The sequence below is a fragment of the Antarctobacter sp. genome (genome assembly GCF_965277915.1).
In the GTDB taxonomy this organism is placed as follows: domain Bacteria; phylum Pseudomonadota; class Alphaproteobacteria; order Rhodobacterales; family Rhodobacteraceae; genus Antarctobacter.
In genome coordinates, this window is record NZ_OZ255849.1 from 1,280,185 (window position 1) to 1,299,195 (window position 19,011).

Here is a 19,011-nt window from a genome sequence, read left to right on the forward strand (position 1 = left end):
TTGGCAGGGGAGGGGGCGCTGCCCCCGCCGACTTCGTCGGCTCCCCCGGAGTATTTTGCGAGAGAAGAAGCCCGGGTCACAGCCTGGAGCTGACGCGGGCCACGATGGATTCGACGCTGAGCCCGTATTGATCGTGCAGCGTTGGCAGGGCGCCCGCGTCCAGGAACTCGTCCGGCAGGGCGATGCTGTCGAAGGCGGGGTGGATGCCCGCGCGCATCAGGTCCGCCGCCACCGCCTCTCCCAGCCCGCCTGTGATGGTGTGGTTTTCCAGTGTCACGACCAGGCGCCCGGCCTTGGCGGCCTCGGCGCGAATGGTTTCCGTGTCGAGCGGTTTCAGCGTGGGCACGTGCAGGACGGCGCAATCGGTGCCCTCGGCCCTTAGCGCCTTGGCGGCATCCAGCGCGCGCATGGTCATGAAACCGGTAGAGATGAAGAGCACGTCATTGCCGCCGTGGATCACCTGCGCCTTGCCCAGTTGAAAATTGTAGCCGTATTCGCCCAGCACGTCGGGCACCTTGCCCCGCAACAGGCGCATGTAGACCGGGCCGGGGTGGTCGGCGATGGCATGGGTGGCCTGCGTGATTTCCGTCGCGTCGCAGGGATCGACGATAGTCAGGTTGGGCATGCCGCGAAAGATCGCCAGATCCTCTGTCGCCTGGTGGCTGGGGCCATAGCCGGTGGTCAGCCCGGGCAGGGCGCAGACGATCTTGACCGGCAGGTTTTCCTCGGCAATCGCCATGATTATGAAGTCATAGGCGCGGCGCGAGGCAAAGACCGCGTAGGTGGTTGCGAAGGGGGTAAAGCCCTCGCGCGCCAGCCCGGCTGCGGCGGAGATCATGACCTGTTCGGCCATGCCCATCTGGTAGAAACGGTCAGGGTAGGCGTTGGCGAAAACGTGCAGGTCAGTGTATTTCGACAGGTCCGCGGTCAGGCCTACGATGTCGTCGCGTTTCGCCGCCAGGTCACAAAGCGCATTGCCGAAGGGGGCGGCGACGGTGTCGCGGCCCTCGGCATCCAGCGAGGCGATCATGGCGGAGGTGGTCAGGCGCGCTCCATCCCCGGAGACGGGGACGGCGCGCGGGGTGTATTTCGATTTGCGGCGCGAGGTCGGGCCGATGGGGGCTTCTTGCATGTCTCTGGCTCCTTGTCGGTCCGGGCTCAGGCCGGAATGGCGTCGTCGAGAATGGCGATGGCACGCGCCCATTCAGAGGGGTCCACGCGGACGAAATGGGTGATTTCGCGCTCTTCGAGGAAGGGCACGCCCTTGCACATCTGGGTCTTGCAGATGATGACGCGGGGGCGCGGCTCACGCAGGTTGCGCGCGGTGTCGAAGGCCGCCACGAGGGCGTTCAGGTCGTTGCCGTCCACTTCTTGCGCGTGCCAGCCGAAGGCGGCCCATTTCGGTGCCTCCTCGCCCTTGGCAAGGGCCTGGGTGGTCGGGCCGTCGGCCTGCTGGTCGTTGAAATCCACGACGCAGATCAGGTTGTCGAGCTGATGGGCACTGGCGGACATGACCGCCTCCCAGGTCGATCCCTCGCCCAACTCGCCGTCCGACATCATGTTGTAGACGAAGGCCGGGTTCTTCTTGCGTTTCAAACCCAGCGCCGCACCCACGGCGATGCCAAGGCCGTGGCCGAGCGAGCCGCCGGTGATTTCCATTCCCGGCGTATAGGCGGCCATGCCGGACATGGGCATGCGGCTGTCATCCATGCCGTAGGTTTCCAGCTCGTCCTCTGGCAGGATGCCGGCCTCGATCATCGCGGAATAAAGCGCGATCGCGTAGTGGCCGATTGAGAGGTAAAAGCGGTCGCGCCCTTCCCACTCCGGCTCGTCAGGCCTGTAATTCAGCGCGTGGAAATAGCTGACGGCCAGAACGTCCGCCACGCCGAGCGCCTGCCCGATATAGCCCTGTCCCTGCACCTCGGCCATGCGCAGCGCCAGCCGCCGGATGGACCAAGCCCTGCGCGCGAGGCTGACATTGGCGCCCGCGTGTTGCGTTTCGGTGGACATGGTCTCCTCCCTCGTCCGATTTGGTATACCATTTTCCAGAAGAGACGCCACGTCAAGGCGAGAGGCCGTCCCTTGCTTTGTCGCATTCAGAAGAGGATCGGGCGTTTTCGGTTTGAGGGTCGCGCCAAACTCGACTTGGATGGGGGCAAAGCTGGGAGGACGCGATGCAGTTCGGATTGAGCGACGAGCAGGAGATGATCGTTTCGACGGTGCGCAGCTTCGTCGAAAAGGAGATCTATCCTTTCGAGGCCGGGGTCGAACGAACCGGAGAGGTGCCGCCGGGTCTTGGCGAAGAGATCAAGCGCAAGGTGATCGACCTCGGCTTTTACGCCTGCAACTTCCCCGAGGAGGTGGGGGGCGCGGGGCTGGGCCACCTCGATTTCACGCTGGTCGAGCGCGAGCTTGGGCGCGGCAGCATGGCGCTGACGCATTTCTTTGGCCGACCGCAGAACATCCTGATGGCCTGCGAGGGGGAGCAACGCGAGCGCTATCTGCTGCCCGCCGTGCGGGGCGAGCGGATGGATGCGCTGGCCATGACCGAGCCGGAGGCCGGCAGCGACGTGCGCGGGATGAAATGTACCGCGGTGCGGCAGGGGGGCGACTGGGTGGTGAACGGGACCAAGCACTTCATCTCGGGCGCCGATCACGCGGATTTCTTTATCGTTTTCATAGCCACGGGCGTGGACGAGACCCCCAAGGGACCGAAAAAGCGGATCACCTGTTTCCTGGTGGATCGCGGGCATCCGGGGTTCGAGGTGCGCGATGGCTATAACTCTGTCTCGCACCGGGGCTACAAGAACTGCATCCTGGAGTTCACCGATTGCCGCCTGCCGGATACTCAGGTGCTGGGCGAGGTCGACGGCGGGTTCGAGGTCATGAACACTTGGCTTTACGCCACGCGTTTGACCGTGGCGGCCTTTTCCGTGGGGCGGGCGCGGCGCTGTTTCGACATGGCGGTGGATTACGCGGCGCAGCGCAGGCAGTTCGGTCAGGCGATTGCCAAGTTCCAGGGAGTGTCCTTTCAGGTTGCGGACATGGTGACAGAGATCGACGCCGCCGACTGGCTGACCCTGGCCGCGGCCTGGCGGCTGGACCAGGACCTGCCGTCGAACCGCGAGATCGCGAGCGCCAAGGTCTACGCGACCGAGATGCTGGCTCGGGTCACGGACACGACCTTGCAGATCTTCGGCGGCATGGGGCTGATGGACGATTTCCCCATCGAACGGTTCTGGCGCGATGCCCGGGTCGAGCGGATCTGGGACGGCACATCCGAAATCCAGCGTCACATCATCGGGCGGGAGATTTTCCGTCCCCTGGGGGCGTGATGGCCCTCGGCGCCAATGACACTGCCGGGACCTTGGCGCGCCTCCTGTATCCCCGATCCATTGCGGTGATCGGCGGCGGGGGGTGGTGCGCGAATGTCATCCGCGAATGCCGGAGGATGGGCTTTGACGGGCCGCTCTGGCCGGTGCATCCGACGCGCACCGAGGTTGGCGGGCTGCCGGCTGTGGCGCGGGTGGAGGACCTGCCGGAACCGCCGGATGCGGTCTATATCGGCATAAACCGCGCCGCCACGGTCGAAGCGGTGCGGCTTCTGTCGGCTGCCGGCGCGGGTGGGGCGATCTGCTTTGCCTCGGGATTTGCCGAGGCGCAGGCGGAACTGTCGGATGGCCGGGACATGCAGGCGGCGCTTTTGGCGGCGGCGGGGGAAATGCCGGTGCTGGGACCGAACTGCTACGGCATGCTGAACGCACTCGACCGGGTCGCGCTCTGGCCCGACCAGCACGGATTGGTCCCGGTGGAAAGGGGCGTGGCGATCCTCTCGCAAAGCTCCAACGTCGCGCTCAACCTGACGATGCAGCGCCGGGGCCTTCCCATTGGCTTTCTGGGCACCGTGGGCAACCAGGCGCAGGTGGACCTGAGCGCGCTGGGCATGGCGCTGCTCGAAGACCCGAGGATCACGGCGCTGGGGCTTTATGTCGAAGGCATTGCTGACATCCGCGGGTTCGAGGCCCTTGCGGCGCGGACACGTGCATTGGGCAAGCGGATCGTGGCGCTGAAGCTGGGGGCCTCGGAGCAGGCAGGCGCGGCGGCGGTCTCGCATACGGCATCCCTGACCGGCAGCGATGCGGGCGCGCGGGCCTTTCTGAGACGTATCGGGGTGGCGCAGGTCTCGTCCCTGTCGGCCCTGCTGGAATGTTTGAAGATCCTGCATGTGGCTGGGCCTCTGCGATCCAACCGGCTGGTCTCGGCCTCTTGTTCGGGCGGCGAGGCGAGCCTGATGGCGGATACCGGCCTGGGCTACGACATCACCTTTCCGCCCCTGGGCACCGTCCAGCGGGAGGCGCTGCGCGCAGCGCTCGGGCCCAAGGTGGCGCTGGCCAACCCGCTGGATTACCACACCTATATCTGGGGCGACGTGCCCGCGATGAGAGCCTGTTTCGCCGGGCTGGCGCAGGGGGACGATCTAGGCGCAGCTGTTGTCGTGCTGGATTTTCCACGCGGTGACCGCTGTTCGAGCGCCGATTGGGAGCCGGTGATCGACGCAGTAACACAAGCGCAGGGCGATGTGCCCTTGGCGGTCCTGTCGAGCCTTGTCGAGACGCTGCCGGAGGATGTGGCCCGGCGGCTGGTGCCGCTTGGGATCGTTCCGCTCTGTGATCTGTCGGCGGCTCTGGAGGCGCTGGCGGCGGCGGCCTTCCTTGGCCGCGCGGTGGACCCGGCGCCGGTGTTGTTGGCGCGGGAGGAGGGGGCGCTGCCCCCGTCGCGTTCCGCGACCCCCCCGGAGTATTTGGGGAAAGAAGAAGCGGGGGGTGTTCTGCAGGAGGCCGAGGCGAAACGGATCCTGGAGGGCGCGGGCCTTGTGGTGCCGGCGCGTGCGCGCGCCGCGACGCCGGACGCGACGGCAGAAGTGGCGGCGCGGATCGGCTTTCCAGTGGTTCTGAAGGGCGAAGGCTTTGCCCACAAGAGCGAGGCGGGCGCGGTGCGGCTGAACCTGGCTTCGGCGGAGGCGGTGCAGGCGGCGGCCGAGAACATGGGCGCGCGGGGCTACCTGATCGAGGAAATGGTCGGCGGCGCGGTGGTGGAACTGCTGATCGGCGTGGTCCGCGATCCCGCGCACGGGTTTGTCCTGACGCTGGGCACGGGCGGTGTCTGGACCGAGATCCTTGGGGATACGCAGGTGCGGTTGTTGCCGGTCAGTGAAGTGGAGGTGCGCGAGGCGCTGGCGGGCCTGCGGATCGCGCCGCTGCTGGCCGGCTATCGTGGCGCGCCGGGGGCAGATGAAACGGCGGTTGTGGCCGCCGTCCATGCGGTGCAGGCTTTCGTCGCGGCCCATGCCGACAGGATCGAGGAACTGGAGATCAACCCGCTGATCGTCACGCCCGACCGGGCGGTGGCCGCGGATGCATTGATCCGGTTGAGGACGGAAAGACAGGAAGGAGAGGGCGATGCCGCTTGAGATGAACAGAGAGGTCTTTATCACCTGCGCGGTTACGGGATCGGGCGGGACGCAGGACCGCAGCCCGCATGTGCCGCGCTCTCCGAAAGAGATTGCCGAAAGCGCCATCGCGGCGGCCCGGGCGGGGGCGGCCGTGGTGCATTGCCATGTCCGCGATCCCGAGTCCGGGGCGCCCTCGCGGGAATTGGCGTATTACCGGGAAGTGACAGAGCGCATCCGCGATGCGGACGTGGACGTGGTGCTGAACCTGACAGCGGGCATGGGCGGCGACATTACCTTTGGCTCGACCGAGGCGCCCTTGCCGGTGAACGAGGCCGGGACCGACATGATCGGCGCCGAGGCGCGGGTGGCGCATATCGCGGAATGCCTGCCCGAGATCTGCACGCTGGATTGCGGCACGATGAATTTCGCCGAGGCCGATTACGTCATGACCAATACACCCGGCATGTTGCGCGACATGGGCGCGCGCATGACCGCGCTGGGGGTCAAGCCCGAGATCGAGGCCTTTGACACCGGTCACCTGTGGTTCGCCAAGCAATTGGTGAAAGAGGGCGTGCTGGACGGGCCCGCGCTGGTGCAGCTTTGCATGGGGGTGCCCTGGGGCGCGCCGGATGACCTCAATACCTTCATGGCGATGGTCAACAACGTCCCGGATGACTGGTGTTTCAGCGCCTTCGCGCTCGGGCGCAACCAGATGCCCTATGTGGCGGCCTCGGTGCTGGCGGGCGGCAACGTGCGCGTCGGGCTGGAGGACAACCTGTTCCTCGACAAGGGGGTGCTGGCGACCAATGCACAACTGGTCGACCGCGCCGTGGGGATCATCGAAAACCTCGGTGCCAAGGTCATGGGACCCTCAGCGGTGAGAGAAAAACTGGGGCTGACCAAGCGCGCGCCCAGATAGGTCTTGTCGCCCCGACGGTCGGCGTCGCAGGGTTGCCGGGCGCTGACATCGGGGGAGGGGACATGGCCAGCATCGGGATCGGAATCGTCGGCGGCGGATACATGGGCAAGGCACATTCCGCCGCCTTTGCTGCCGTCGGAACGGTATTCGAGACAAGGTTGAAACCGCGTCTGGTAGCCATCGCCGGGTCCACACCTGACAGCGGCGCCCGCTATGCAGAGGCTTACGGGTTCGATCGCGGCGCCCAAAACTGGCAGGCCCTGGTCGAGGATCCCGAGGTGGAGGCGGTGGTGATCGCCTCTCCACAGTCGACGCACCGCGAAATCGCGGAGGCGGCCTTTGCGCTTGGCAAGCCGGTGCTCTGCGAGAAACCGCTGGGCCTGACGCTGGAAGAGGCGCGATCCATGCTGGCCGCCGCCGAACATGCCGGGGTCGCACATATGGTGGCCTACAACTATAGCCGGACACCCGCGACGCGCTTTGCCCGCCAGTTGATCGCTGCGGGCGACCTGGGGCGGGTGCATCACCTGCGCATCGAACATACAGAGGATTTCCACCTGACCTCGATCCTGCCGCCCTGGCGGTCGCAGGGCGAGGCCAACGGTTGCCTGGGGGATCTTGCACCGCACCCGATCAATGCTGCACTGGCGCTGGGCGGGCCGATTGCCGAGGTCTCGGCGGTGATCGAGACGGTCTTTCCCGAACGCAATGGCGTGACCGTGACCAACGACGACCAGGTTCTGATGACCCTGCGCTTTGAGAACGGGGCCAGCGGACAGCTTTTTGCCAGCCGCGTCGCGACGGGGCGGAAAATGGGGTATGCCTATGAAGTCACGGGGGAAAAGGGCGCGATCCGTTTCGACCAGGAGGATCAGAACGCGCTTTGGCTTTGCGATGGGGCGGCGCCGGCGGAACGGGCCGGGTTTACCAAGGTCCTGACCGGTCCGGCGCATCCCGACTACCGGGGGTTCTGTCCGGGGCCGGGGCATGGGACCGGCTACCAGGATCAGATCATCATCGAGGCGAAGGATTTTCTGCAGGCCATCGACGGCGGGTCTCCGGTCTGGCCGACCTTCGCCGACGGGGTCGAGGTGCACCGCGTCATCGCCGCGGCCCGCGCCGCGTCGGTGTCGGGGAGCTGGGCACGGGTGGCGGATTTCTGAGACCGGGAGGGCAGGCAATGACAAAACTGAACTGGGGCATGATCGGTGGCGGAGAGGACAGCCAGATCGGTCCGGCGCACCGGCTGGCCGCGGGGCTGGACGGGGCGTTCGATTTCGTCGCCGGGGCGCTGGATCATCGCGCCGAGGAAGGTCGGGCGTTCGGTCAGCGACTGGGGCTGGCGGCCGACCGGGCCTATGGGAACTGGCGCGAGATGCTGGAGGGCGAGCGGGGGCGCGAGGACCGGGTCGACCTGGTGACCGTGGCCACGCCCAACGCCACGCATTTCGAGATCAGCAGAGCCTTTCTGGAGGGCGGGTTTCACGTCCTGGTCGAAAAGCCCATGACGATGACCGTCGCCGAGGGCGAGGAACTGGTGGGTCTTGCGCGAGAGACAGGGCGTATCTGCGCGGTGAACTATGGCTATTCGGGCTATGCGCTTGTGCGGCAGATGCGGGCGATGGTGGCGGCGGGCGATCTGGGCCGCGTGCGGATGGTGGTGGCAGAGTTCGCTCACGGCCATCACGCGGACGCGGGCGATGCGGACAATCCGCGCGTGCGCTGGCGCTATGACCCGGCGCAGGCCGGGGTTTCGGCACAATTCGCCGATTGCGGCATCCATGCCTTGCACATGGCCTCTTTTGTCATCGGGCAAGAGGTGGAGCGGCTTTCGGCGGACACGGTGAGCTGTATCGAAAGCCGGGTGCTGGAGGATGACGCGCAGGTAAACCTGCGGTTCGACGGCGGCGCGGTGGGACGGCTCTGGACCTCGTCGATCGCGCTGGGGCGACAGCACGGGCTGACCCTGCAGGTCTTCGGTGAAAAGGGAGGGCTGCGCTGGGCGCAGGAGCAACCGAACCAGCTATACTGGATGCCGCTGGGCGGACGGCTGGAAGTGATCGAACGTGGCGGGCCTGGCCTGTCACCCGAGGCCGCACGCGCCAGCCGGGTGACGGTGGGCCATGCCGAGGGAATGCCGCTGGCCTTCGGCAACCTCTACGCGGACCTGGCCGAGGCGATCCGGGCACGCAGCGAAGGGCGCGAGATGGACCCGGCCGCGGATCTGTACCCCCGGGCGGAAGACGGTTTGCGTTCGATGGCCGCCGTCTTTGCCGTGGCCGAGAGCGGCAAGTCCGAGGGCGCCTGGGTGGAGGCGCGGCCACCCATGATGCGCTGAGGGGCCGGATACGGGGACGGGGGCGGACGCTGTTCCGCGCCTGCGGCGCGAAAGACGCCCCGCCCACCGTCCCTTGGGCCCGCGCTCCGGCCTGATCGTCCTCTTCGGGTCGGTCCGAGGCGACAGCCAGCCAGGAAAAACCCCGCCTCGGCGGGATCGGGCGGGGCGTTTGTTTGCAGGCTGGCGGGCGGTTCAGGCCACCTGTTCCAGCGCCACCTCTGGCGTGACACCCAGCGCAAAGCAGACGTCGCGGGTCAGTTCCGGGCGGTTCAGGGTGTAGAAGTGGAGCTTGTCCACACCGCCTTCCAGCAGGTCGGAGCACAGCTCGGTGCAGATTGCCGTGGCCAGCAGATCCTCGCGCCCGTCGCGCTGCGCCTTTTCGAAGGCGTCCGAGACCCACTGCGGGATGTAGGTGCCACAGCTTTCTGCAAAGCGGCGTGCGCCGTTCCAGTTTTCGATCGGCAGGATGCCCGGCACCAGCTTGTCACCGTCGATCCCGGCCTTCTGGCAGGCGTCGCGGAAACGGAAGAAGGTCTCGGCCTCGAAGAAGAACTGCGTCAGGGCCTCGTCCGCGCCGGCGTCCAGCTTGCGCTTGAGCCAGGCGATGTTGGCGTCCATGTCCGCGGCCTCGGGGTGGCAGTCGGGGTAGGCGCCGACGCGCTGGGTGAACTTGCCGGTCTCGGCCAGAGCCTCGATCAATTCGATAGAGTTGGCAAAACCATCGGGGTGCTGGGTGAAGCCGTCCGAACCCTTGGGCGGGTCGCCGCGCAGGGCCACGATATCGGTCACGCCCGACTCGGCAAAGCCTTCGGCGATGGCCAGGGTCTCATCACGGGTGGCGTTGACGCAGGTGAGATGCGCCGCCGTGCGCAGGCCGGAATGCTTGTGCAGCGTCGCCACCACGTCGCGGGTCAGGTCGCGGGTGGTGCCGCCTGCGCCATATGTCACCGAGACGAAGCGCGGCGCCAGCGGCGAAAGAACCTGCACCGCGTCCCAGAGGCGAAAGGTGGCCTCGATGTTTTTCGGCGGGAAGAATTCGAAGGAGATCTCGGGGCGCTGCATGGTGCGGGGTGTCCTTTATGACGTTGGAGCCCTTGTCGCATGTGCAGCATTGTGAGACAAACTCATAAATCTCAAGATCAACATGAGGCGGATGAGGGAAAGCCCCCCATGCATATCGAATTCCGGCATCTCCGGACCATCAAGGCGATCCATGACGCGGGCGGTGTGGCGCGGGCGGCAGAGATGCTGAACATCACGCAATCGGCGCTAAGTCACCAGATCAAGGGGCTGGAGGACCAGGCGGGGGTCGAGCTTTTCGTGCGCAGGTCCAAGCCGATGAAACTCTCGGCGGCGGGGATGCGCCTTCTGCGGCTGGCCGAGCAGATCCTGCCGCAGGTCGAGGCCGTCCAGGCCGAGTTCGAGGGCTTGCGCGAGGGCAAGTCCGGGCGGTTGCACATTGCCATCGAATGCCACGCCTGTTTCGAATGGCTTTTTCCGGTGCTGGAAGGTTTCCGCAAGAAGTTTTCCGACGTGGATGTGGACATCCGTCCGGGTCTTGCCTTCGATGCCTTGCCCGCTCTGATGAAGGAAGAGGTGGACGTGGTCATTTCCTCGGACCCTGAGGACCTGGCAGGCGTCACTTTCGTGCCGCTCTTCGACTACAGCCCGGTCTTCGTCGCCTCGTCCCAGCACCCGCTCGCGGAAAAGGAATTCATCGAAGCCGAGGATTTCCGGGGCCAGACACTGATCACCTACCCGGTGGAACGTTCGCGCCTGGATATTTTCAGCCAGTTGTTGACCCCGGCCAAGGTGGAACCGGCGGCGATCCGACAGGTGGAACTGACGGCGGTGATCCTGTTGCTGGTGGCGTCCAACCGGGGAGTGTCGGTTCTGCCGGACTGGGTCGTGCGTGAGGTGAAATACAGCTCTGACTATGTCACGCGCCCGCTTACGAAAAAGGGACTGACGCGGCGCCTTTATGCGGCGGTGCGGACAGAGGACCTGGACAAACCCTTCATGACGTTGCTGATCCGGCTGGCCGGGGAAGAGGCGCGCAGACTGCAGGCTGCGTGATCTCTCAACAGCCCTTGTCCGCCTGGGCACGGGCCAGATCCCACCGGTTCATGTAGGCGGCGCCCGGCAAAGGGTCGTGCGGGGCGCTCATGACCTCATCGGCCTTTTGGGCGAAACAGCCGCAATTCACGCCAGGCAGGTTGGCCCGACACCATGCGATGGGATCGGCAGGGGCCGAGGCGGCGCCACGGGGCGGCGGGCCGCTGCGCGGCAGGCCACCCTGGGTCAGGGGCGGCAATTGGTTTACCCCGGCGACCAGCAAGGCGACGGTCGCCAGAGCCATGGCAGCGGTGATCCATCTGATCGGCATCACGGGTTCCAAAGGGGGGGCTGGGGAAACGGGCAGAACGCCCGTGCCGGACCCCTCACCGGCCCCGTGAGGGTACTGTAAACCGCAGCGCTGGCGAAGCGCCAAGTGCCTAGAATTTTAGGACAAAGCCAAACGTAGCCGCATCCCGTGAAGATGTTGCTGACAGTCAAGCCATAGGTGTCCGGGCGTGGCCGCCCGGCCGGTTTGGTCTGGATCGGCAAGCCGGTTCACATGACCGGCCCTCGGGTCAGAGAATCTTGAGGTCCGAGGCCATCGTGCGGCCGTCGCGTCCCTCTCGCAGTTCGTAGCTGACCTTCTGGTTGTCGGCGAGCCCGGTCAAACCCGAGCGTTCGACGGCGGAGATATGGACAAAAACATCCTTTCCCCCCTCGTCCGGCGCAATAAATCCATAGCCTTTCGTGGTGTTGAACCACTTCACGGTGCCGTTCGGCATAATCCCCGTGCTCCTATTCAAGTCCTTGCGTTCATCCCCGTGCAGATCGGAGAAGGTCACATTCGCCGTTCAGGGCCGCAGGACGCCGGGGCGCCAAGCATCCGGTGCACGAATATCACGCTGGTGACATTAGCGCAGAACGGCGAAATACAAGAGTCCCACTCTCGCATTTCGACGAAATCTTGCCTATCTGACGATCCTGAACCGCAGACTGCCAAGGGATTGTGCATGATCATCTACGGGTTGAAGACCTGCGACACCTGCCGCAAGGCGCGCAAGGCGCTGCCGTCGGCCACTTTTGTCGATGTCCGCGAAGAGGGTTTGCCGGCCGAAATCCTGGACCGCGCGCTGGCGCAATTCGGGGACAAACTGGTCAATACGCGTTCGACCACCTGGCGGGACTTCGACGAGGACACGCGCGCGATGGACCCCGCCGCGTTGATCGCGGCCCATCCGACGGTGATGAAACGCCCGCTCTTCGTCGAGGATCAGCGCATGGTCCTGGGCTGGGACAAGACGGCCCAGGCGGCCCTGGGCGTGGTATGACAGGGCAGGAGGCAGAAACATGCGCAACGCGGCACTGACACTGGGCATCATCGCCGGGGTGATCGGCATGATCGTGGGGTTCTTCGGTTTCGGCTACACGGAACTGGTCAAGAACGTGGGCGAGGTCGAAGAGATGTTCGGTATGTTCGACGACCCACAGACGGTGCGCATCGTGTCGATCCTGGCCCCCTTGCTGGCCATTGCCGGCGGTGCAATGGCCAAGGCGCGCGCGCTGTGGGGTGGGGTCCTGCTGCTGCTTTCGGCGGCGGCGATGTTCCATGCCTTCGGCTTCAACGTCTTCACCATGTTCCCCATCGCCTTTGCGGGCCTGGGCGGTGTGCTGGCGCTGGCCGCGGGCAAGCCCGACGAGCCCAAGGCGCATTTCTGAACCGTTAGGCCGAGACCTGGCGCGCGGCGGGCGCCAGGCCGAACAGCCGGTCCAGCGACAGGACGCCCGCGCCCCGGATCACCATCACCAGCAGCAGCAGGGCCCAGAGCGTCCGCTCGTCGATCAGGCCATAGCGCGTATCGAACAGCGCGCCCAGCGTGCCGCCATGTCCGGTCACGTCGACCCAGGTCTGCACGGCGACAAAGCCGATCATCCCCAGAGCCGCCAGTCGCGTGAACAGTCCCAAAACGATCAGCAGGGGCAAGAGCCATTCCGCGTAGGTGCCGGCAAAGGCTATGAGGTCATAGTGAAATCCCATGTTGGCGGTATTGTAGCCCGCTGCCTCGAACGCCTTGGGAAACATCTGCGCGTAGGTGCCCGATTCCAGCGTGAAGAAGTCAAAGATCCCCTCTTCGCCCTTGCGATCCCAGACCTTGGTCCCGGCGGAGTTCCAGTAGTACCGCAAGAGCGTCGCCGCAAAGGCAAGCCGGGCCAGCAGCGGGATCAGCTGGTCGCCCAGCCGTTCGACAGGGGCAAAGATCGCATTGTGCAGGGAGATGAGACGGTCCATCGGGTCCTCAATCGGTGAGCAGGTCGGAAAATGCGCCTTGCTGCAACAGCAGCGAGAGCGTGGCGGAAAGGTCGAAATCGGCACCGGCGGTCTCGACGGCCGCGCCGAATGTTTCGCCTTTGATCAGGGCGGCAAGAAAGCCGGCACCGCCCTGCGGCAGGAGATGCGGCACGGGATCGAAGTCCGGTCGGGTTATGACAACCGCCTCGGCGCGGGCCGGGGGCTTGGGCTGGCCCTGTTCCATTGTGAAGCGATAGATCGACAGCACCGGCCAGGGCGACCGCAGAAGCTGCAGGGCCGGCGACGGAACCAGGCGCGCCCGCATGAGTGCCGCCTCATCCAGCTCCGCCAATCGCGCGGCATCCAGCACCGGCGCATCGGCGGCATGATAGCTCTGGCGCAGCGCCAGTTCCATCCGCGCCACGTCACCCAGGTAGCCGATCCCGCGCAGCGCCTCTATCTGCTCCAGGAACTCGGGGAAACCGGCACCGTATTGAAACATCAGGGGGCTGGCGGGTGGATGGGCGCGCAGGAACATCCCCGCCGCACGGGCGAAATTCTCGGGCCCGATCAGTTTCGCCACCGCCGGAAAGCCCGTTTCCAGCGCCTCGCGCAGGGCCACGGCCACGTTGTTGCGATAGACGTCGTAGCGCCGCCCGGCCGGTCGCCCCTCGCCATCGGTCAGGCCCTCGGGAACAGGCGCATCCGCCCGCAGCAGCGCATTGCGGAAGCCGGTCTCGGCAAGGCTGGTCATGTTGCGCTCCCTTGTGTTTCTTCCTGATCCAGCCCCCGGGGGTGAAACCGCGGGCCCGTGGTCTTGCCGAACGCATGCCTTCGACGTGAGGTCCCGACCTCAGGCGGCCACGCGCGTCAGCGCCCGCGCCGCCCTTTCCGCTTCTGCGGCCAGAACGGGCCAGTCCGGCACGTCATTGTCCCATTCGATCAGCAAGGGCAGCGGCCCGGCGCGATCCAGAACCATGTCCAGCAAGGCCCAGACCGGTTCGGCCACTTCGCGCCCGTGGCTGTCGATCAGCAGCGGGGCGCCGAAATCGTCGTGATCCTCGTCGTGGCCCGCCAGGTGAATTTCGGCCACCGCAGCCATCGGAAAACCCGCGATGTAGTCCTGCGGGCTGTAGCCCAGATTGGTGGCCGAGACGAAGACGTTGTTCACGTCCATCAATAGCCCGCAGCCGGTACGGCGGACGATCGCCTGCAGAAATTCCGTCTCGTCCAGCGTGCTTTCGGCGAAGGCGAGGTAGCTGGAGGGGTTTTCCAGCAGCATCCGCCGCCCCAGCGCCTCCTGCACCTCGTCGATATGGTCGCAGACGCGGGCGAGCGTGTCAGGGGTATAGGGCAGCGGCAGCAGGTCGTTCAAAAAGGCGCTGTCATGGGTGGACCATGCCAGGTGTTCGGAAAAGCTCGCCGGGTTCAGCCAGCCGACGAGATGTTTCAGCCGGGCAAGGTGATCCGGGTCCAGCCGGTCCGGCCCGCCAATCGACAATCCAACCCCGTGGACCGAGATCGGGAAACGCTCGGACAGGGCGCGCAACTGTGCCAGCGGCCTGCCACCGTCACCCATGTAGTTCTCGGCGTGAACCTCGAGCCAGCCCACGGGTGCTGGATCGTCCCGGATGGCGGAATAGTGCTGGGGTTTGTAGCCGACGCCGGGCATGGGGGGGAGGGGGCTGGTCGTGTCGAACATTGCTTGGTCCTCGGGTCGAAAGAGGGACCGCGGGACGCGCCAGGGCGCCCCCCGCGGTCTGCCGTTTACGAGTCCATCGGCAGGTCGCGCTCCAGTGCGTCGAGCGAGCCCATGCGCGGCGTGCCATCGGCCATCGCGGGCAGTTCGATCTCGGTGCAGGTGCCTTCGTCAACCAGCGTCCAGGCGTTGCCCTGGTAGTCGACGGTCGAGGTGCCGGCACAGGTGGTGCCGGGGCCGGCGGCGCAGTCGTTTTCGCCGGCGAGGCTGACGCCATAGCACTTTTCCTTTGCCATTTCGTCGGCATGTGCGCCGGTTGCGGCGATGGCGGCGGCAACAGCGCCGACGAGGGCGGCGGATTTCAGAGTGTTGGACATGTGGGTTCCTCCGAGGTTTGGACGTTGCGAAACTTGGCCGCGGGCCGACTTGCCCGTCGGTGACTGCAGGGTGCCGCGCTGGAGGGTTTGTCGCGATACACGGGGTCGTGCATCACGCGGCCGTCAACCCGCGTGTCATGCCTGAGAGGTCAGAGAGGGGATTCCAGCCGGTGAAAGGCGAAATTTGTAACTATGACTGCCCGTCTGCCCATGCTGCATAGCAGAATGTTACAAAACGCATGGCCCGTCCGGGCGGGCCGGCCGGTTAGTTCACGGCGTTCGTCAGGGCTGTAACGAGTCAAGTCCGGGTTTCCGTCGCTTGCAGCCCAGAAAAAAGGGGGGCTCACGGCAAAAGTCGGCTCGGTCGGGCCACGCGCAAGCGGCTCCTGTTGGTGCCGACATAAATGACCCGGGGCACGATCTGCTTGCCTCGAGTGGTCAGCCCTGTTCTCTAGGAGCGGCAGAAGAAGCGACCGGAAAACATGTGCACCGTCTTGGGAAGATGTCCGGGCCATCCGCATGCGAAGGCCCATGAGTGGTGGCCGCCCCCGCGGAGCGGCTGAGCCGCCGCGCCTGACCATCACAAACTTACCGGAGACACACATGCAACCGACCCTCACCACCGGGGCCGAGAGCCTCGAGATTCGCTGGCCCGACGGAACCGTGGGCGATCTTCCCTATATCTGGCTACGCGACACGGACCCCTCGGGGTTTCACCCGCAAACCGGCGAACGCGCCTTCGAACTCACAAGCGTTCCGCTCGACCTTGTCCCCAGCCAGGTGGAAATGAAACCTGATGCGCTTATCGTGACCTGGAAAGAGGGCGACAGGCCAAGCCGCTTCGACCTCGACTGGATCAAGGCGCATCGTCCGGGTCAGCCACGTCACGATCCTGCCGACCTGGCGCCCGTCGCGTGGCGCGCGGAACTGGGCGGTGACGGTGTGCCCCGACACGATGCTGCGGGCATCCTGACATCGGAGGTGGGTCTTGCCGAATGGCTGGCCGACACCAAGCGTTACGGGCTTTCGATCGTGACAGGACTGGCCGACAGCACCGACGCCGGCATGCAGGTCGCCCGCCGGGTCGGCTTCTTGCGCGAAACGAACTTTGGATTGACCTTCGAAGTCGTCTCCAAGCCCGATCCGAACAATCTCGCCTATACCTCTGACGCGCTGCCGCTGCATACGGACCTGACCAACCAGGAATTGCCGCCGGGGTATCAATTCCTGCACTGTCTCGCCAACGAGGCCGAGGGCGGCGGTTCGACCTTTTGCGACGGCGTCGCCGTGGCCGAGGATTTGAGCGCGCGTGACCCGGAAGCCTTCGAGGTCCTGTCGACCGTCACCGTTCCCTTCCGTTTTCATGACGCCAACACCGATATCCGCTCTCGCAAGACGGTCATCACGCTGAACACGCGCGGGGAGGTGTCCGAAATCTGTTTCAATGCCCACCTGGCAGACATACTCGATCTCGAACCGGCGCGAATGATGTCCTTTTACCGCGCTTACCGGTTGTTCATGGAAATGTCGCGCTCCGCGGACTACGGCATTGCGCTGAAGCTTTCGGGGGGCGAGATGGTTGTCTTCGACAATCGCCGTGTCCTGCACGGTCGTCAGGCGTTCGACCCCTCGACCGGTTTTCGCCATCTGCACGGTTGCTATGTCGACCGGGGGGAATGGGACAGCCGGATCCGGGTGCTTGATCGGTCTCGGGTCTGACCGTTCAGGGGCCGGAAGACCGGGACAGGCGCGTCGCAGGACGGCGGCGCGCCTGTCTGCCAAGATGCACGCAGCAGTACATGTCCCCGGAACAAGGAAAGGCGGCCGCCAGAGGCTGGCGACTGCCTTGGGTGTCTCGTCGTGGCGGCTGTCAGTCGCGCAGGTCCGGCGGTGTTGCGTCGCGGCCCAATTCTGCCGTGATCTCGTCCAGAGAGGCGACCTGCGTCTGCTTTTCGCCCAGGCGGCGCACGGTGACGGTGCGTTCCTCGACTTCGCGGTGACCCACGGCCAGGATGACCGGGACCTTGCCGACCGAATGCTCGCGGACCTTGTAGTTGATCTTTTCGTTGCGCACGTCGGCCTCGGCCCGCACACCGGCCTTGGTCAGTGTCTCGACCACATGGGCGACGTATTCATCCGCCTCGGATGTGATCGAGGCCACGACAACCTGGCGCGGCGCCAGCCAGAAGGGCAGCTTGCCGGCGTGTTCCTCGATCAGGATGCCGATGAAGCGCTCGAAAGAACCCAGCGTCGCCCGGTGTAGCATCACGGGGCGATGCTTGTTGCCATCGGCGCCGATGTAATGCGCGTCCAGACGTTCGGGCAGGACAAAGTCCACCTGGAAAGTGCCGCACTGCCAGTCACGGCCGATCGCGTCGGTCAGCACGAATTCCAGCTTGGGCCCGTAAAAGGCGCCTTCGCCCGGGTTCAGCTCGATGTCGTTCGTCACCTTGCGCGTCGCGGTCAGCAGCGCCTCTTCGGCCTTGTCCCAGATCTCGTCCGATCCGGCGCGGGTTTCGGGCCGGTCCGAGAACTTGATCTTGTACGAGGGGAAGCCGAGGTCTCGGTAGATCCCGGCCAGGAACCCGATGAAACGCTCTGTCTCCTCGGCGATCTGGTCCTCGGTGGCAAAGATATGCGCGTCATCCTGCGTAAAGCCGCGCACCCGCATGATCCCGTGCAGCGCGCCCGAGGGTTCGTAGCGTGCACAAGAGCCGAATTCCGCCATCCGCAGCGGCAGGTCGCGGTAGGATTTCAGCCCCTGCTTGAAGATCTCGACATGGCAGGGGCAGTTCATCGGCTTCAGCGCGTTGATCGCCTTTTCGCGGGCATGTTCCTCGTCCACTTCGACGATGAACATGTTTTCCTGGTACTTTTCCCAGTGTCCCGAGCGTTCCCACAGCTTGCGGTCGACGACCTGCGGGGTGTTCACCTCGACATAGCCGCCGCGCGTCTGCTGGCGGCGCATGTAGTCCTGCAGGGTGGTGTAGATCTTCCAGCCGTTCGGGTGCCAGAAGATCTGGCCCGGCGCCTCTTCCTGCATGTGGAACAGGTCCATTTCACGGCCCAGCTTGCGGTGGTCGCGCTTGGCGGCCTCCTCCAGCATGTGCAGGTGTTTTTTCAGGTCGTCGCGGTTCTTGAAGGCGACGCCGTAGATGCGCTGCAGCATGGCGCGATCGCTGTCGCCGCGCCAGTAGGCCCCCGCGACACTCATCAGCTTGAACGCATCGCCCGGAACCTGGCCGGTGTGCTGCAGGTGCGGGCCGCGGCAGAGATCCTGCCAGTGGCCGTGCCAGTACATGCGGATCGGATCATTGCCGGGGATGGCCTCGATCAGCTCGACCTTGTAGGGCTCGTTGTTGGCCTCGTAGTACTTCACCGCACGCTCGCGCTCCCAGACCTCGGTGGTCACGGGGTCGCGGCGGTTGATGATCTCCTTCATCTTTTTCTCGATAGCGCCGAGGTCTTCGGGCGTGAAGGGTTCTTCCCGGTCGAAGTCATAGTACCAGCCGTTCTCGATCACCGGGCCGATGGTGACCTTCACGTCGGGCCAGATCTCTTGCACGGCGCGGGCCATGATATGCGCGAGGTCGTGCCGGATCAGTTCCAGCGCGGGCGCGTCATCGGCCATCGTGTTGATGGCGATGCGGGCGTCTTCCTCGATGGGCCATTGCAGGTCCCAGTGGGCGTCGCCCACGGTGGCGGAGATCGCTTTCTTGCCAAGCGATTTGGAAATGCTCGCGGCCACTTCGGCAGGGGTCACGCCCTTGTCGAAGTCGCGTTTCGAGCCATCTGGAAATGTCAGGGAAATCTGGCTCATCGGCCTAGTCTCCTCGTCGGTTTGGCGCCCACGGAACGCCCGGTTGCGGGTATGCGTTGTG

At 65.4% G+C, this 19,011-nt stretch carries 19 protein-coding genes; 9 read left to right on the forward strand and 10 right to left on the reverse strand.

The genetic code is table 11. The annotated features are described in order from the left end of the window. Nucleotides 1–76: 76 nt before the first annotated feature. Entirely contained in the window at nucleotides 77–1,132 is a 1,056-nt protein-coding gene (locus ACQY5B_RS07025) for a transketolase family protein (protein ID WP_420325804.1), read from the reverse strand. Nucleotides 1,133–1,158: 26 nt separating this feature from the next. Next, nucleotides 1,159–2,010 carry a transketolase gene (locus ACQY5B_RS07030; protein ID WP_420325803.1) on the reverse strand — a complete coding sequence of 284 codons (852 nt, stop codon included), beginning with the start codon at nucleotides 2,008–2,010 and terminating at the stop codon, nucleotides 1,159–1,161. 164 nt (nucleotides 2,011–2,174) lie between these two features. Between ACQY5B_RS07030 and ACQY5B_RS07035 the strand changes: the two genes are divergently transcribed. From ACQY5B_RS07035 to ACQY5B_RS07055, 5 genes are all read left to right on the forward strand, one after another. Next, the gene (locus tag ACQY5B_RS07035) at nucleotides 2,175–3,335 is read left to right on the forward strand and encodes an acyl-CoA dehydrogenase family protein (RefSeq protein WP_420325802.1); all 1,161 of its coding nucleotides are present in this window, start codon (nucleotides 2,175–2,177) and stop codon (nucleotides 3,333–3,335) included. Further along, nucleotides 3,335–5,470, forward strand: a complete 2,136-nt coding sequence (locus tag ACQY5B_RS07040; protein WP_420325801.1) for an acetate--CoA ligase family protein — start codon at nucleotides 3,335–3,337, stop codon at nucleotides 5,468–5,470. The genes ACQY5B_RS07035 and ACQY5B_RS07040 overlap by 1 nt, the downstream gene beginning before the upstream one ends. Continuing rightward, on the forward strand, nucleotides 5,460–6,371 hold the full coding sequence (gene bcoG, locus ACQY5B_RS07045) for a 3-dehydrocarnitine:acetyl-CoA trimethylamine transferase BcoG (protein WP_420325800.1): 912 nt from the start codon (nucleotides 5,460–5,462) through the stop codon (nucleotides 6,369–6,371). Before ACQY5B_RS07040 ends, bcoG begins: the two co-directional genes overlap by 11 nt. Nucleotides 6,372–6,433: 62 nt before the next feature. Continuing rightward, nucleotides 6,434–7,534: a Gfo/Idh/MocA family protein gene (locus ACQY5B_RS07050; protein ID WP_420325799.1), complete on the forward strand. Its 1,101-nt coding sequence runs from the start codon at nucleotides 6,434–6,436 to the stop codon at nucleotides 7,532–7,534. A 17-nt stretch (nucleotides 7,535–7,551) separates the two neighbouring features. After that, entirely contained in the window at nucleotides 7,552–8,709 is a 1,158-nt protein-coding gene (locus tag ACQY5B_RS07055) for a Gfo/Idh/MocA family protein (protein WP_420325798.1), read from the forward strand. A gap of 192 nt (nucleotides 8,710–8,901) precedes the next feature. Here the strand turns inward: ACQY5B_RS07055 and metF are convergent, their stop codons facing one another. Then, nucleotides 8,902–9,771: a methylenetetrahydrofolate reductase [NAD(P)H] gene (gene metF / locus ACQY5B_RS07060; protein WP_305971166.1), complete on the reverse strand. Its 870-nt coding sequence runs from the start codon at nucleotides 9,769–9,771 to the stop codon at nucleotides 8,902–8,904. 108 nt (nucleotides 9,772–9,879) lie between these two features. Between metF and ACQY5B_RS07065 the strand changes: the two genes are divergently transcribed. Continuing rightward, on the forward strand, nucleotides 9,880–10,785 hold the full coding sequence (locus ACQY5B_RS07065; protein ID WP_306043748.1) for a LysR family transcriptional regulator: 906 nt from the start codon (nucleotides 9,880–9,882) through the stop codon (nucleotides 10,783–10,785). A 4-nt stretch (nucleotides 10,786–10,789) separates the two neighbouring features. On the opposite strand, the gene ACQY5B_RS07070 is transcribed toward ACQY5B_RS07065, so the two are convergent. Both ACQY5B_RS07070 and ACQY5B_RS07075 read right to left on the reverse strand, forming a co-directional pair. Continuing rightward, nucleotides 10,790–11,095, reverse strand: a complete 306-nt coding sequence (locus ACQY5B_RS07070) for a hypothetical protein (RefSeq protein ID WP_420325797.1) — start codon at nucleotides 11,093–11,095, stop codon at nucleotides 10,790–10,792. A gap of 247 nt (nucleotides 11,096–11,342) precedes the next feature. After that, on the reverse strand, nucleotides 11,343–11,549 hold the full coding sequence (locus ACQY5B_RS07075) for a cold-shock protein (RefSeq protein ID WP_043144101.1): 207 nt from the start codon (nucleotides 11,547–11,549) through the stop codon (nucleotides 11,343–11,345). A 228-nt stretch (nucleotides 11,550–11,777) separates the two neighbouring features. Between ACQY5B_RS07075 and ACQY5B_RS07080 the strand changes: the two genes are divergently transcribed. Then, entirely contained in the window at nucleotides 11,778–12,095 is a 318-nt protein-coding gene (locus tag ACQY5B_RS07080; RefSeq protein ID WP_305971169.1) for an arsenate reductase family protein, read from the forward strand. A 19-nt stretch (nucleotides 12,096–12,114) separates the two neighbouring features. After that, the gene (locus ACQY5B_RS07085) at nucleotides 12,115–12,483 is read left to right on the forward strand and encodes a hypothetical protein (RefSeq protein ID WP_305971170.1); all 369 of its coding nucleotides are present in this window, start codon (nucleotides 12,115–12,117) and stop codon (nucleotides 12,481–12,483) included. Nucleotides 12,484–12,487: 4 nt separating this feature from the next. On the opposite strand, the gene ACQY5B_RS07090 is transcribed toward ACQY5B_RS07085, so the two are convergent. The 4 genes from ACQY5B_RS07090 to ACQY5B_RS07105 all read right to left on the reverse strand — a co-directional run bounded on the left by ACQY5B_RS07090 (nucleotide 12,488) and on the right by ACQY5B_RS07105 (nucleotide 15,130). Next, nucleotides 12,488–13,054 carry a DoxX family membrane protein gene (locus ACQY5B_RS07090; RefSeq protein WP_420325796.1) on the reverse strand — a complete coding sequence of 189 codons (567 nt, stop codon included), beginning with the start codon at nucleotides 13,052–13,054 and terminating at the stop codon, nucleotides 12,488–12,490. A gap of 7 nt (nucleotides 13,055–13,061) precedes the next feature. Continuing rightward, nucleotides 13,062–13,808 (reverse strand): HvfC/BufC family peptide modification chaperone, encoded by a 747-nt coding sequence (locus ACQY5B_RS07095; RefSeq protein ID WP_420325795.1) that lies wholly within the window; start codon nucleotides 13,806–13,808, stop codon nucleotides 13,062–13,064. A gap of 99 nt (nucleotides 13,809–13,907) precedes the next feature. Further along, on the reverse strand, nucleotides 13,908–14,756 hold the full coding sequence (bufB, locus tag ACQY5B_RS07100) for an MNIO family bufferin maturase (RefSeq protein WP_420325794.1): 849 nt from the start codon (nucleotides 14,754–14,756) through the stop codon (nucleotides 13,908–13,910). Nucleotides 14,757–14,821: 65 nt separating this feature from the next. Next, complete coding sequence (locus tag ACQY5B_RS07105) at nucleotides 14,822–15,130, reverse strand: BufA1 family periplasmic bufferin-type metallophore (RefSeq protein ID WP_305971174.1); 309 nt, start codon at nucleotides 15,128–15,130, stop codon at nucleotides 14,822–14,824. Nucleotides 15,131–15,733: 603 nt separating this feature from the next. Here ACQY5B_RS07105 and ACQY5B_RS07110 point away from each other — a divergent pair. Then, nucleotides 15,734–16,849, forward strand: a complete 1,116-nt coding sequence (locus ACQY5B_RS07110) for a TauD/TfdA family dioxygenase (RefSeq protein WP_420325793.1) — start codon at nucleotides 15,734–15,736, stop codon at nucleotides 16,847–16,849. 151 nt (nucleotides 16,850–17,000) lie between these two features. On the opposite strand, the gene thrS is transcribed toward ACQY5B_RS07110, so the two are convergent. Further along, nucleotides 17,001–18,950, reverse strand: a complete 1,950-nt coding sequence (gene thrS, locus ACQY5B_RS07115; RefSeq protein ID WP_305971176.1) for a threonine--tRNA ligase — start codon at nucleotides 18,948–18,950, stop codon at nucleotides 17,001–17,003. Nucleotides 18,951–19,011: the final 61 nt, after the last annotated feature.

Coding starts and splice junctions, on each gene's coding strand:
- ACQY5B_RS07025 (WP_420325804.1), bottom strand. CDS start 1,132: ATGCAAGAAGCCCCCATCGGCCCGACCTCGCGCCGCAAATCGAAATAC.
- bufB (WP_420325794.1), bottom strand. CDS start 14,756: ATGTTCGACACGACCAGCCCCCTCCCCCCCATGCCCGGCGTCGGCTAC.
- ACQY5B_RS07105 (WP_305971174.1), bottom strand. CDS start 15,130: ATGTCCAACACTCTGAAATCCGCCGCCCTCGTCGGCGCTGTTGCCGCC.
- ACQY5B_RS07110 (WP_420325793.1), top strand. CDS start 15,734: ATGCAACCGACCCTCACCACCGGGGCCGAGAGCCTCGAGATTCGCTGG.
- ACQY5B_RS07050 (WP_420325799.1), top strand. CDS start 6,434: ATGGCCAGCATCGGGATCGGAATCGTCGGCGGCGGATACATGGGCAAG.
- ACQY5B_RS07075 (WP_043144101.1), bottom strand. CDS start 11,549: ATGCCGAACGGCACCGTGAAGTGGTTCAACACCACGAAAGGCTATGGA.
- ACQY5B_RS07055 (WP_420325798.1), top strand. CDS start 7,552: ATGACAAAACTGAACTGGGGCATGATCGGTGGCGGAGAGGACAGCCAG.
- ACQY5B_RS07040 (WP_420325801.1), top strand. CDS start 3,335: ATGGCCCTCGGCGCCAATGACACTGCCGGGACCTTGGCGCGCCTCCTG.
- ACQY5B_RS07080 (WP_305971169.1), top strand. CDS start 11,778: ATGATCATCTACGGGTTGAAGACCTGCGACACCTGCCGCAAGGCGCGC.
- thrS (WP_305971176.1), bottom strand. CDS start 18,950: ATGAGCCAGATTTCCCTGACATTTCCAGATGGCTCGAAACGCGACTTC.
- ACQY5B_RS07085 (WP_305971170.1), top strand. CDS start 12,115: ATGCGCAACGCGGCACTGACACTGGGCATCATCGCCGGGGTGATCGGC.
- metF (WP_305971166.1), bottom strand. CDS start 9,771: ATGCAGCGCCCCGAGATCTCCTTCGAATTCTTCCCGCCGAAAAACATC.
- bcoG (WP_420325800.1), top strand. CDS start 5,460: ATGCCGCTTGAGATGAACAGAGAGGTCTTTATCACCTGCGCGGTTACG.
- ACQY5B_RS07095 (WP_420325795.1), bottom strand. CDS start 13,808: ATGACCAGCCTTGCCGAGACCGGCTTCCGCAATGCGCTGCTGCGGGCG.
- ACQY5B_RS07065 (WP_306043748.1), top strand. CDS start 9,880: ATGCATATCGAATTCCGGCATCTCCGGACCATCAAGGCGATCCATGAC.
- ACQY5B_RS07030 (WP_420325803.1), bottom strand. CDS start 2,010: ATGTCCACCGAAACGCAACACGCGGGCGCCAATGTCAGCCTCGCGCGC.
- ACQY5B_RS07070 (WP_420325797.1), bottom strand. CDS start 11,095: ATGCCGATCAGATGGATCACCGCTGCCATGGCTCTGGCGACCGTCGCC.
- ACQY5B_RS07035 (WP_420325802.1), top strand. CDS start 2,175: ATGCAGTTCGGATTGAGCGACGAGCAGGAGATGATCGTTTCGACGGTG.
- ACQY5B_RS07090 (WP_420325796.1), bottom strand. CDS start 13,054: ATGGACCGTCTCATCTCCCTGCACAATGCGATCTTTGCCCCTGTCGAA.